Source organism: Brumimicrobium oceani (genome assembly GCF_003143775.1).
GTDB classification, from domain to species: domain Bacteria; phylum Bacteroidota; class Bacteroidia; order Flavobacteriales_D; family Crocinitomicaceae; genus Brumimicrobium; species Brumimicrobium oceani.
This window is the reverse complement of the sequence record NZ_QFRJ01000003.1, coordinates 138774-151626: the sequence shown is the minus strand read 5'-3', so window position 1 is coordinate 151626 and position 12853 is coordinate 138774. Positions and strand designations below refer to the sequence as shown.

General features: G+C 36.4%; 13 protein-coding genes and 2 tRNA genes. 2 read left to right on the top strand and 13 right to left on the bottom strand.

All coding sequences use genetic code 11. The features are described from left to right. Positions 1-70: 70 nt before the first annotated feature. The 4 genes from DIT68_RS05965 to rsfS all read right to left on the bottom strand — a co-directional run bounded on the left by DIT68_RS05965 (position 71) and on the right by rsfS (position 3624). Positions 71-886: a phosphatidate cytidylyltransferase gene (locus tag DIT68_RS05965; RefSeq protein WP_109358907.1), complete on the bottom strand. Its 816-nt coding sequence runs from the start codon at positions 884-886 to the stop codon at positions 71-73. Next, the gene (locus tag DIT68_RS16680) at positions 879-1028 is read right to left on the bottom strand and encodes a hypothetical protein (protein ID WP_233244168.1); all 150 of its coding nucleotides are present in this window, start codon (positions 1026-1028) and stop codon (positions 879-881) included. The genes DIT68_RS05965 and DIT68_RS16680 overlap by 8 nt, the downstream gene beginning before the upstream one ends. Before the next feature lie 76 nt (positions 1029-1104). Continuing rightward, on the bottom strand, positions 1105-3240 hold the full coding sequence (gene ftsH / locus DIT68_RS05955) for an ATP-dependent zinc metalloprotease FtsH (RefSeq protein WP_109358905.1): 2136 nt from the start codon (positions 3238-3240) through the stop codon (positions 1105-1107). 9 nt (positions 3241-3249) lie between these two features. Then, positions 3250-3624, bottom strand: coding sequence for a ribosome silencing factor (rsfS, locus tag DIT68_RS05950; protein ID WP_199223384.1), 375 nt, complete (start codon positions 3622-3624; stop codon positions 3250-3252). A 65-nt stretch (positions 3625-3689) separates the two neighbouring features. Here rsfS and DIT68_RS05945 point away from each other — a divergent pair, with 65 nt between their 5' ends. Continuing rightward, positions 3690-4427, top strand: coding sequence for a biotin--[acetyl-CoA-carboxylase] ligase (locus DIT68_RS05945; RefSeq protein ID WP_109358904.1), 738 nt, complete (start codon positions 3690-3692; stop codon positions 4425-4427). On the opposite strand, the gene DIT68_RS05940 is transcribed toward DIT68_RS05945, so the two are convergent. Further along, the gene (locus tag DIT68_RS05940) at positions 4421-4660 is read right to left on the bottom strand and encodes a hypothetical protein (RefSeq protein ID WP_109358903.1); all 240 of its coding nucleotides are present in this window, start codon (positions 4658-4660) and stop codon (positions 4421-4423) included. The two genes, DIT68_RS05945 and DIT68_RS05940, sit on opposite strands and share 7 nt — an antisense overlap. Continuing rightward, positions 4657-6561, bottom strand: coding sequence for an acetate--CoA ligase (gene acs / locus DIT68_RS05935; protein WP_109358902.1), 1905 nt, complete (start codon positions 6559-6561; stop codon positions 4657-4659). The genes DIT68_RS05940 and acs overlap by 4 nt, the downstream gene beginning before the upstream one ends. A gap of 94 nt (positions 6562-6655) precedes the next feature. Here acs and DIT68_RS05930 point away from each other — a divergent pair, with 94 nt between their 5' ends. Next, positions 6656-7312 carry an HD domain-containing protein gene (locus DIT68_RS05930; RefSeq protein ID WP_109358901.1) on the top strand — a complete coding sequence of 219 codons (657 nt, stop codon included), beginning with the start codon at positions 6656-6658 and terminating at the stop codon, positions 7310-7312. A 370-nt stretch (positions 7313-7682) separates the two neighbouring features. Here DIT68_RS05930 and DIT68_RS05925 read toward each other — a convergent pair whose 3' ends face one another. The 7 genes from DIT68_RS05925 to proS form a co-directional block, all read right to left on the bottom strand. Continuing rightward, positions 7683-8867, bottom strand: a complete 1185-nt coding sequence (locus DIT68_RS05925) for an OmpA family protein (RefSeq protein WP_109358900.1) — start codon at positions 8865-8867, stop codon at positions 7683-7685. Further along, positions 8851-9891: a uroporphyrinogen decarboxylase gene (gene hemE / locus DIT68_RS05920; RefSeq protein ID WP_109358899.1), complete on the bottom strand. Its 1041-nt coding sequence runs from the start codon at positions 9889-9891 to the stop codon at positions 8851-8853. Before hemE ends, DIT68_RS05925 begins: the two co-directional genes overlap by 17 nt. Before the next feature lie 118 nt (positions 9892-10009). After that, a complete protein-coding gene (gene rpsT, locus DIT68_RS05915) occupies positions 10010-10261 on the bottom strand; it encodes a 30S ribosomal protein S20 (protein WP_109358898.1) in 252 nt (83 codons plus the stop codon). A 29-nt stretch (positions 10262-10290) separates the two neighbouring features. Next, positions 10291-10362: transfer RNA gene (locus DIT68_RS05910), tRNA-Glu, on the bottom strand. A gap of 58 nt (positions 10363-10420) precedes the next feature. Then, a tRNA-Glu gene (locus tag DIT68_RS05905) sits at positions 10421-10492 on the bottom strand. Between the two features lie 74 nt (positions 10493-10566). Continuing rightward, the gene (locus DIT68_RS05900; protein WP_109358897.1) at positions 10567-11247 is read right to left on the bottom strand and encodes a hypothetical protein; all 681 of its coding nucleotides are present in this window, start codon (positions 11245-11247) and stop codon (positions 10567-10569) included. 4 nt (positions 11248-11251) lie between these two features. Further along, positions 11252-12721, bottom strand: coding sequence for a proline--tRNA ligase (proS, locus tag DIT68_RS05895; protein ID WP_109358896.1), 1470 nt, complete (start codon positions 12719-12721; stop codon positions 11252-11254). Positions 12722-12853 lie beyond the last annotated feature (132 nt).

Sequence of the window (12853 nt, the reverse complement as noted above, 5' to 3'; positions counted from 1 at the left end):
AATCGATAATGTAATACCGTTTATTGAGGACTGCTTCAATAATACGAAAAATAATCAATATGAGCTTGGATTATCCTAAGACAGTGAGCAACAAATAGAAGAATGGTGTTGCGTAAATTACAGCGTCAAAACGGTCTAAAATACCACCGTGTCCAGGAAGAATAGTTCCAGAATCTTTTACTTCAACAATTCTTTTAAATTTAGATTCTATTAAGTCACCCAGCACACTAGTCGGGGAAATCACTACAGAAGCGATAATCCAAAAGATCAAATCTCCGTTCATAAAGTAGGCGTAGGCTACACCTGCAATAATGGTGAAAAGAAAACCACCAACTGTACCTTCCCAAGTTTTTTTAGGTGAGATACGTTCAAATAGTTTGTTTTTCCCAAAGCTTCTACCAGATAAATAAGCAAATGTGTCATTGGTCCAAACCAAAACAAAAAGTCCAATGATATATAGCCATTGGGGTTCTGTTTCTAATCCGTAATTGTAGATAGAAAACATAAGATAGAAGGGAAGCATAACATAAATCCATGGGAAGAATGTAACTGTTAAATCCAGTAAGGGATTTTTTTGTTTGCTAAAAAGGACAAATAGAAAAGGTAGAAATACGATCGGAATAAGAATTAATTCGATAGGGAATTCAACAAGGTTGATTTGCTTGAGAATAAGTAAGGTATAGATGAGGGCTGCGCCAAGAATTCCACTGTATGATTTGGGTTGTACAATTTTAGATTTTTCGAAGAACCTATAGAATTCAAAAACGCCTATGCACATAAAAAATCCTAAAACAATAGCAGCAGCATAAGCTCCAACAATAAATGAGCTAATGATGATTACAACAAACAAAGCTCCCCAAACGGCACGCGTAATAATGTTATTCATAGGGTTTTTCTATGATGTATTTTGCTCGAATCACATCACTTTGATTGACGTAGATTTCGATTTGACCAAAATTATTATAGGAAGTGTCCATCTTATTGATGACAATAACATGGACACCTTCTTCTTCAAGTTTTAATTTCATAATATTAGCCATATGCACTTCAGAAGTGCGATAGACTAATTTGTTTTTCTCAAATTCTGTGTCTTTAGGAAGGATATTATGAATCCATTTTTTTATCCTTTTCCACATTTGATTCTGAGTTTGTTTCACTATCTGCAGTGCCCTTATCCGAGCTTGCAGTGTCATTTTCATTTATTACTTCGGCATCTTCTGCAGTTACTTCAGCATTTTCTCCTGCTATTTTAATTTTCTCAGCAGGTGAAAGTTTATCCCAAGGACGCTCACCGAAAATAGCTACTAAATCTTCCTTAAATATTACTTCTTTCTCCAAGAGCTTATTGGCTAAAAGATCTAATTTATCTTGATTTGCTAATAAAATATCTTTAGCCCTCTGATATTGCTCTTCTATCAATTTACTCACTTCTTGGTCTATAATTCGACTTGTTTCCTCAGAGTAAGGTTTAGTAAACTGGTTCTGACCTTGAGAATCATAGAAAGAAATATTTCCGACCACCTTGTTTAGTCCATAAATCGAAACCATCGCGTAAGCTTGTTTAGTTACTTTCTCTAAGTCACTTAAAGCTCCCGTTGAAATTTTTCCAAATGTAATTTCTTCTGCTGCACGACCCCCAAGAGCTGCACACATTTCATCTAAGAGTTGCTCAGTTGTTGTGATACTTCTCTCCTCAGGTAGATACCATGCAGCACCTAATGATTGTCCTCTTGGTACGATCGTCACCTTAACTAATGGGTGAGCATGTTCAGCTAACCAAGAAACAGAGGCATGACCAGCTTCATGGAATGCGATGGAACGTTTCTCATCTTTCGTAATAATCTTATTTTTCTTTTCTAAACCTCCAACGATTCTGTCCACGGCATCAAGGAAGTCTTGTTTTTCAACTCCTTTTTTATCCATACGTGCAGCAATTAAAGCAGCCTCGTTACAAAGGTTGGCAATATCTGCACCAGAGAAACCAGGAGTTTGCTTTGCTAAGAAATCAATATCTATTTCTTTGGCTAACTTAATTGGTTTTAAGTGCACTTTGAAAATTGCCTTTCTCTCATTAATGTCAGGCATGTCTACATAAATCTGACGATCAAAACGACCTGCTCGCATTAAAGCTTTGTCTAATACATCCGCACGGTTTGTAGCGGCAAGAATAATAACACCTGAGTTCGTTCCAAAACCATCCATTTCTGTTAAAAGCTGGTTTAAGGTGTTCTCTCTTTCATCGTTAGAACCCATGTTGTTGTTCTTTCCACGTGCTCTACCGATCGCATCAATCTCATCAATAAAGATAATCGATGGAGATTTTTCTTTCGCTTGTTTAAACAAATCTCTTACTCGAGATGCACCAACACCTACAAACATTTCTACAAAGTCAGATCCTGAAAGTGAAAAGAATGGAACGTCTGCTTCACCCGCTACTGCTTTGGCTAAGAGTGTTTTACCAGTTCCCGGGGGGCCTACAAGAATGGCGCCCTTTGGTATTTTAGCTCCTAGTTCTGTGTACTTTGAAGGATTTTTCAAGAAGTTTACAATTTCCTCAACCTCTTCCTTAGCACCTTGAAGTCCCGCGACATCTTTAAAGGTAACATCAGTTCCTTTACCTTTCTCAAATACTTTAGCTTTTGATTTTCCGATGTTGAAGATTTGTCCTCCTGCACCACCTCCTGCACCACCAGACATTCTCTTCATGATAAACATCCAAATGGCAATAATGATGATGATCGGCAGCAAGAAACTAAATATTTGTCCAACATAGTTATGTTCTTCGTCTACCCGGTAAGATATCACATCGAATCCTTCTGCTTTTCGCTTGTCATTAACCGCTTCAAATTCTTTAATAAAAGCTTCTGTCGAGGCAATATCAAAGGAGAATTGTGGTGAGGCTGAACCTAAAGTTTTGCCTGAGTTGTTCATTGCTCGTCTCATCACTTCAAAATCTGATCCAGAGAAATCACCCTGATTCACAGCAGTGATTCCAGATTCGTTGATTTTGAAATCTACACGTCCAACGTTTCTCCATAGAATTGTATTTTCAACATATCCCTCTTCCATTAGTGTTAAAAAGGTCTGTTTCGATTGTAATTCTTTGGTTGTAGAGGAACTCATAAATAGTTGAATTCCAATTATAGCGATACCTATCGCTGCGTAAATCCAATAAATTGAATAAGGATTCTTCTTCGGAGATTTACCCTTGTTTTGATTTTCTTTGTTTTCTTTTGCCATTTCTAATATTTATAGATTTTCAATCTCACGCTTTTTACCGTCAGCCCATAAATCTTCCAGTTCATAATATTCTCTTACATCTTTGTGAAAAATATGCACAACAACGTTAACGTAGTCCAACAATACCCATTGAGAACTGTTTTTCCCTTCCTGATGCCATGGCTTTTCTTTTAACGTTTTGCGAGTGGAGCGAACTATTGCGTCTGCAATACCGTCGACTTGTGTGGTTGATTGTCCACTTCCGATAACAAAAAAGTCTGTTACCGCACTTTCCACTTCTCTTAAATCTATAACAACAATGTCTTCAGCTTTGTTGTCCTGCATTCCTTCAACGATTACCTCGCAAAGTTTTTCTGCACTTATTTCTTTTACTAATTTTATCATTCTCCAATAATTGCCTACAAAGCTAATTAAATTTTAATTTTGCGCCCTTACTTTTAAACTGTTTCATGGATAAACCAAAAGCTTGTATAGGTCATAAAATAATATTTCTCGATCGTGTCGACAGTACTAACAACTATGCTGCCAAGAGGTTCAAATCTGGGGGTATTGATTCTGGCTCGGTAATTCTGACAGATATTCAAACAAATGGCAGAGGTCAACGTGGAAGAGAGTGGCAATCTGACGCATTTTCAAATTTGATAGTGAGCATAACTGCCGACTTAAATTTGTGGAAAATTAACAGTATGATTTCCTTGAATCACCTAACAGCTTTGGCTATTCAATCCTTTTTACTGAAACACACAGAAAACGTTAAGATTAAATGGCCAAACGATATAATGATTAAAGATAAGAAGGCCGTTGGTATTTTAATCGAATCTTATATTACTTCATCTCAAAGAAAGTCTGTAATTGGATTTGGTGCAAATATAAATCAACAAAATTTCGAGGCTCCTAGGGCTACATCTTTAAGTTTAGCCACAGGAAAATTCTATAATCCGAAAGAGCTAATCTATGAGCTAATAGAAACTTTTAACCATTTTATTGAGGTTTATCATGATAGGGGGGAGAGCTGGATACAAGAGTTGTACAATCAACAACTTTGGAAGCTTAAAACTGATCACCTTTTTAAATTTAACGATCAAGAACAGTATGGAAAAATCAATTCCACAACTTCATCTGGTGAATTAGTTGTGGAATTTCCCAATGGACAAAAATCCTTTTTAAATGGACAAGTAGCTTATTGATTATTGATATTGTTTTCCATATTTTTTGACAATATTCTTACGCTGTCCCTAGTTGTTTCTAAATCATATTTTAAAACCTCATTATAAGCATCTAATGCATTGTAGTTTTGTTCTAGTTCTTGGATCTTTAACTTCAATTTAGTCTCACTTTTTATCATTGAAGCACCCCATATTACTAACCCCACAATGATCAATCCTTTTAGTATAAATAAGGTTTTTAAGGTAATTTTCATTTTTCTCTATTTTTAATTATTTCTTGAACGGCTTCTGGATTTAGTAAAGTTGAAGTGTCACCTAAATTTGTAAATTCATTTGCGGCAATCTTTCGCAGAATACGTCGCATTATCTTCCCTGATCTTGTTTTAGGTAAACTGAATGTAAATTGAATTTTCGATAATTTTGCAATGGGACCAATTTGGTCTGAAATGGATTCATTGATTGCGATTTTTAAGGCTGATTTTTCGGCTTCGCTGATTGGTCGTTTTAAGGTCACAAATCCAAATAAAGCGTTTCCTTTGATGTCATGAGGATAACCAACAATGGCTGATTCTGCAACGATTTGATGTTCATTTATTGTGTTTTCTATAGGAGCGGTTCCCAAATTATGACCTGAAACAATGACAACATCATCAACTCTACCTGTAATTCTATAATATCCTGCCGGGTCTCTTAATGCCGCATCACCAGAGAAATAATAACCAGGATAAGCCGAAAAGTAAGTTTCTAGATAACGCTTATGGTTGTTCCAAATGGTCCTTGCAATTCCTGGCCAAGGTGTTTTAATACATAAATTACCATTCACAAGATTTCCCTCAAGTTCTTTACCCTCATCGCTCATTAAAACCGGTTGAATTCCTAAAAGTGGAAATGTTGCAAATGTTGCTTTTGTTGGTGTGGAAAAAGGGATGGGAGAAATAAGAATTCCACCTGTTTCTGTTTGCCACCAAGTATCAACTATCGGACATCGCTGTTGGCCAATGTGATGATCATACCAATTCCAAGCTTCTACATTAATTGGTTCTCCAACGGTTCCTAAAATCTTTAATGAAGATAAATCGTGCTTTTCTACGTGAGAAATATCTTGTTTGGCCAAAGAACGAATTGCAGTTGGTGCTGTATAAAATTGATTTACTTTATGCTTCTCAATTATTTCCCAAAATCTATTGTGATCTGGATAAGAGGGTACTCCCTCATATAATATTGTTGTTGCACCGTTTAACAAAGGGCCATATAGAATATAGGAGTGTCCCGTTATCCAGCCAATATCTGCCGTGCACCAATAAATATCACCATCTTCGTATTGAAAAACGTTTTTAAAAGTGTGCGCTGTATAAACCATGTAGCCCCCAGTGGTATGGACCATGCCTTTTGGAGTTCCTGTGGAACCAGAAGTGTAAAGTATAAACAAAGGGTCTTCGGCGTTCATTGTTTCCGGTGAACACACTGTACTTGCTGCACTTATTAGATCAGATAAAAAGAAGTCTCTTCCGCTGGTCATCTCTATCTCGCATTGGGTTCGTTTTGCAACAAGAACATTTTCAACACTAGGAGAATCTAAGAGCGCTTTATCCACGATGCTTTTTAGATTAATTTCTTTGGCACCACGATAAGAACCGTCGGCAGTTATCACCATTTTACATGAGGCATCATTAATTCTAGACGCCAATGCTGTAGAGGAATATCCTGCGAAAACAACAGAGTGAATGGCGCCGATTCTGGCACAGGCCAGCATTGTATAGGCCAGTTCTGGAATCATTGGAAGATAAACACAAACTCTATCTCCCTTTTGAATCCCTTTTTGCTTTAACACATTAGCCATTTTGTTTACTTCCTCAGATAATTGCTTAAAAGAAATGTGTTGCGCTTTTTCTTGTGTTGAATTCGGTTCAAAAATGATGGCTGTGTCACTGCCTTTTTCTTGTAAATGTCTATCAATGCAATTTTCTGTGATGTTTAATTGTCCTTCTTCAAACCATTTTATCTCTGCTTTGTGCATGTTGGCAGTCAAGACTTTTTTCCATGGTTTTTTCCAAGTAAAGCTTTCAGCAATTTCACTCCAAAAAAGCTCGGGGTTTTCAAGTGCTTTGTCTTGATGTTTAAAATATTCAGGAAGACTTTTAACAATATATTTCATGGTTTTATATGTTTATGATGGAAGTTAAATTTACTAATATTGTTTGAAATTAGTTGTTGGACAACGATTTTGATTTAAAAATTAACAGAAGAAGATGGAAAAATACATTCAATCAGTGGAGCAAAAAGTAAAAGAACTATTTGATAATGAAGCTACAGGCCATGACTGGTTTCATATTGATCGTGTGAGGAAAATTGCTCTTAAAATTCATGAGAAAGAAGGAGGAAATAAGGAAATAATTGAATTAGCTGCTTTGTTACATGATATATCTGATCATAAATTCAATGGTGGTGACTTTGAAAAAGGAGCGCTGATATCTGATCAAATCTTATCGGATTTGGGAGTGGATGATAGAACCAAGAAAGCGGTTGCTTTAATTGTGAAGAGTGTCTCTTTTAAGGGAAGTGGAGTGAAAGATGTCATGAATTCTTTGGAGGGTAAAATTGTACAAGATGCCGATAGAATTGATGCCATTGGAGCTATTGGAATAGCAAGAACATTTGCTTATGGAGGAGCTATTCAACAAGCTATTTACGACCCTTCAATTTCTCCAAAGCAGAAGCAATCTACCGAAAGTTACGTTAATGACAGGACCCACACTATTAATCATTTTTACGAAAAACTCTTGCTCTTGAAAGACAGAATGCATACGCCTACAGGTAAAGCTATTGCTAAGAAGCGCACAAGGTATATGGAAGATTTTTTGACTCAGTTTTATACAGAGTGGGAGGTAGATCACCTCAAAATATAATGTTTATCTCTGTTGTTTTTAGCAAAGTTCTTACGAAAGTTGTTTTTTATATAAATTTCATTCTGCTGTCTTTTCCGATTGTTGGAATTACCTCCCTAGGCTAAGGTTATCCTAGAGTATAGCATTGTTTTAAATTGTTCAAAATAGGAATACGCGAAGGATTTCGTTATTTGCCCGACTAATGCAATACAGGGAAATATTTATTGTAAAGTACTAGACAAACGCCCAAAAGCAAGGGGAGCTTAGGTCAAAAGTTATGAATGATTTGAAATTCTTTTGTTTCAGTAATTGATAAAGCATTAAAAAAGTAATTCAAAAAAAATACGCTTCAGTCATGAAGCGTATTTTAAAAAGTAAAATCTTCTATAGTTTATTCCACTACAGTAAAAGTAACCCTGCGGTTTTTAGCGTCTCTTAGGGTATCATCATCGCTTTCGCTAATGTAGATAGAATCTTTTCCATCTTTTAAGTCTTCAATGATTAATCGTTCTCCTGCAACTCCTCTTTCCTCTAGTAGTTTCTTTACATATTCAGCTCTTCGCATAGAAAGTACATTGTCTGTCGCACTTGCTGCTTCTGTCGCATCAGTATGCCCTGAAATTTGAATTTTCAAGTCTGTATTTTCTTTCATCATTGTTGTAAGTACTTCCAAAGTTTTTTCACCATCCACTTTTACATCATATCTTCCTCCTGCATAGTAAATATTGTACTGATTTACTTTTTGACTGAGGGACATGTCTTTTGTGATTTCAGGTGAGCGTTGGTATACAGTTGAAGCTACTTGCTGAGCTTCGTCTCCGTAGTCACAGTTGCAAGTTTCGTTTGGTCCCAATAGCTGCACTGAAACATCGTCTATATAGTAGTATGCAGCAATGATTTGCTTACCAGACATGTCTCTTGGTTTTCTAGCACGACCATTTACAATATCACCATCTTCAGAGAAGTTACCGATAGTAATGTATTTCTCTTTTCCGGTTGCCACATATTCACCACAAACTAAGTCCCAACCATACATACCGTCAAAAACTTCCTTTTTTGGATGTTCAATATGAGTTTCTGCAATTATTGCTGGGATTTTATCATCAGTTCCAATTCCTTTTCTGGAGATATGAGCACCTAATCTATTGGCAGAATATTTAGAAAGCTCTGCAAGAGATGCATAAAATTGAACTTTGTAGCGCATTCCTTTCTTTAAACTTGTAGAAAGCTGCGCAGTAAGATAGGTTCTATTTTCTTTTTCTCGGTAAGAATAAGCAATAATTCCTGCGTAGTTGGAACCGCTTTTTGCATCTTCTCTTCCGTAGATGTTATCAGGAGTTAGAACATCTGGTGCTCCCGCATCAGAAGAATAAAGGTCTGCTCTATTTCCTGTAGCTGAGGACCATCCCTCTGCCTTATCAATGTCTCCAATTCTTCGGATTTTTCTGCTTTGCGCATCCTCAAAGCTAGGGTTTACAACTAAGTTTTCAGCTTCCTGTGCAATTGTTGAAAAAGACAATATAGCTAAGGGAAGTGTGTAAAACCAACCTTTTAAATTTTTAGTGTTTAATTTCATAGTTTTTAACAGTTTTAATAAATGTTTTAACTTTTTCAGGGTCTATATCTGGATAAACTCCGTGACCCAAATTTACAATATGTCTTTTACTTTTGAAACTATCTAACATATTATTCGTGAGTCTTTCAACTTCGCTATGTGATGAATAAAGTGCACAAGGATCTAAATTCCCTTGTAAGGTTTTATTCTCACCTACCATTTTTCTTATTTCTGTAACCTCCATGTTCCAATCCATTCCGAGGGTGTTACAATTAGAATTTGCTAAACTAGGCATCGCCTGATAAGCGCCTTTTGCAAATAGTGTTACAGGAACTTCGTTGATCGCGTCAGCAATTTTGTTGATGTACTTTAAACCGAATTCTTTGTACTGATTGTTTCCTAAAACTCCAGCCCAAGAATCAAATATTTGCACTAAATCAGCTCCTGCTTTAATTTGCATTTTCAAATAGCGAATTGTTACTTCTGTTATCCTCTCAAGCAACTCGTGTGCCAAAGCCGGATTTTGGTAAAGCATTTTTCTGGATTCTGAGAAGGTTTTAGAGCCTCCACCATCAATCATATAACAAAAGATAGTCCATGGGGCTCCGGCAAACCCAATTAAAGGCACGCGGTTGTTTAGTTCTTTCTTCGTAATTTCAATGGCCTCCTTTACATAGCCTAAACGATCTTCAACATTGAAATCTGTCTCTGCATGTTTTACAAGATCTGCTTCTGTTTTGATGGTTTTTGAAAAACGAGGACCAACCTTTTCAATCAATTGGTATTCTAGGCCCATTGCTTCTGGAATCACAAGAATGTCTGAAAAGATGATCGCTGCATCAACATCTAAGTGGTCGACGGGCTGAATTGTTACCTCTGCAGCTAGAGCAGGAGTTTCTACTAATTCTTTAAATCCGCTTAAAGAACTTCTAACGGCTCTGTACTCAGGAAGAATTCTTCCTGCTTGGCGCATTAACCAAACTGGATATCTTTCGATATTTTCTCCACGTGCCGCTTTTAAGAGTAAATCATTTTTATAATCCATAGTAGCAAAGATAAGCATTCGTTATGGATATTGGTTGTAGTAATAGTTAAAAAAGTTTTGGCAAAGTAAAAAGGGAGCCTAGTGTATAGACTCCCTTAAATATGTTTGTTACGATCAATTACATATTCGCTACGTGTGCTGCTAAACCAGACTTTAGGTTCGCCGCTTTGTTTTTGTGAATGATGTTTTTCTTCGCTAATTTATCAAGCATTCCAGAGATAGAAGGTAAAAGTTTTTCTGCTTCTGCCTTATCTGTTGTTGCACGTAAATTACGGATAGCGTTACGTGTTGTTTTGTGCTGATATTTATTACGAAGCGTTTTCGCTTTGTCTGATCTTACTCTTTTAAGTGCTGACTTATGATTCGCCATAATTTATTGTTATTATAATATTTATTAAGTAGCCCATAGGAGAATCGAACTCCTGTTTTCAGGATGAAAACCTGATGTCCTAACCACTAGACGAATGGGCCGTAATTTAAAACAGTATGCTTTTTAATATTTTAAGAATTCTCGTTAGAATTTCTTTAGTAGCCCATAGGAGAATCGAACTCCTGTTTTCAGGATGAAAACCTGATGTCCTAACCACTAGACGAATGGGCCGTTGTTTGTTTTAAATTTCGGAGTGCAAATATATATGCATTTTGTTTTAAAACAAAGCTTTTTGAATTAAAATTTCAATATTTTTTTTCGTTTTCTGCTTTAAACTTGAATCCCAGTCTTTTACCAGTTTTTAATTCTTGAGCCGAAGACAAAGTTTTTATTTGTTGTACACTTACTATACTCACTTTGTTGTAAGGCGGTGTTTGTAAATCAAATTCTGCTGCATGTTTTACAGCAACTTCAAATATGGATTTCATTGTGGCCAGGTCAAAAGTATTAGTCCTAATATTTTTGAAATAGTATGAAAGCTCTCCTTTTCCTTCGATCATAAAATGGCCATCTTTATTAATAAAGATTCTACCAATAAGGTAACCCGCATCATTCATTCTTTTTTGTAAGAAAGATTCAGCTAAGAAATTATAAATATTTATCACACCAAAGTAGCCCAATTTATTATCCTCTTCAATATAGGAGTTCTTCCAAATAGGATTGTCTGGTGGGAAAGTGAATACGTTCGTATGCATATTAAAAACGAGTACATCGCTTCCTACATAAGCATGGGTTTCAAAGTCTCCATTGTAGTCAAACTTTAAGCGTACCCGCTCATCTGTGATTTTCAATCTAAATTCTGCAAGCTCTTCCTCAACTACGGACTTAAATTTTTTATAACAAGCTAAAGTTGTTGCGTATACGTCTTGTTTCAAGATGGAGCGCTCCTCCAATAGTTCTACAACGCTTTTCTTTTTGATTTCCATACTTTTAATATGCTTTAGCAAATAAAACTCTTTTAGAAGAAGGTTTTCCAGTATAAATACACTTCCCAGCCTCTTCTTTCGCAGCTAAAGGAATGCATCTTATGGTCGCTTTGGTTTCTTCTTTAATTTTATTTTCTGTTTCAGAGCTTCCGTCCCAATGTGCAGAAATAAACCCTCCCTTTTCTTCTAAAACCTTTTTGAATTCATCATAAGAGTCAACAGAACTCGTGTTTTGTGTTCGGAACTCTTTGGCTTTGTTGAGTAGGTTGTCTTGGATTTCTGACAACAACGCTTCGATATGCGTTGAAATACCGTCCCAATCCACTACTTCTTTCGTTTTGGTATCTCTTCTAGCAACTTCTGCTTTGTTGTTTTCTAAATCTCTAGGGCCTATGGCAACACGCACAGGTACTCCTTTTGCTTCGTATTCAGCAAATTTCCAACCTGGACGTCGGTTGTCATCATTATCAAATTTTACAGAGATTCCTTTTTTTAGTAATTCAGACTTTAGTACAGCAACTTTTTCCGAAATTGCTTCTAGTTGTTCTGCAGTTTTGTAAATTGGAACAATAGCTACTTGGATCGGTGCTAATTTTGGAGGAAGAACAAGGCCTTCATCGTCTGAATGGGTCATGATTAATCCACCAATCAGTCGTGTTGAAACTCCCCAAGAAGTTGCCCAAACGTGTTCTAACTTCCCTTCTTTGTCGGCATATTTCACATCAAAAGCTTTGGCAAAGTTTTGTCCTAAAAAGTGAGAAGTACCTGCTTGTAGGGCTTTTCCGTCTTGCATCATTGCCTCTATACAATAGGTTTCATCTGCTCCTGCAAATCTTTCGGAAGCAGTTTTAAAACCTTTCACAACTGGCATTCCCATGTAGTCCTCAGCGAAATCGGCATAAACATGCAACATTTGTTCTGCTTCTGAAATGGCTTCTTCTTTTGTGCTATGAGCGGTATGGCCTTCTTGCCAAAGAAATTCAGCTGTTCTCAAAAATAATCGGGTTCGCATTTCCCAACGCACAACGTTTGCCCATTGGTTAATTTTTAACGGTAGGTCACGATAAGACTGAATCCAACTCTTGAATGAGTTCCAAATAATGGTTTCTGAAGTAGGACGAACAATGAGTTCTTCTTCCAACTTTGCATCGGGATCTACAATTAGGTCGCCGTTTTCACTATTTTTAAGCCTGTAGTGAGTAACAACCGCACACTCTTTTGCAAAGCCTTCCACGTGTTGGGCTTCTTTGTTTAAATACGACTTTGGAATGAATAAGGGGAAGTAGGCATTAGAATGGCCTGTTTCTTTGAATTTTGCATCCAAAACACTTTTCATATTTTCCCAAATTGCATAGCCATAAGGTTTTATAACCATACAACCACGAACATCTGAATGCTCTGCTAATCCAGCTCTTTCGATAACTTCATTATACCATTTGGAATAATCCTCAGACCTTTTAGTGTATTTTGCCATTTTTTTGGAACAGTTTTTGTTAATTTACTCTTAAATTATTAACGCATTTTTCGAAAAAATCGTTTAATAATGACAAAAATAAGAACTCAATTTGGAATACCTTCAAATTAGTTGTAAGTTTAATCAAATAGA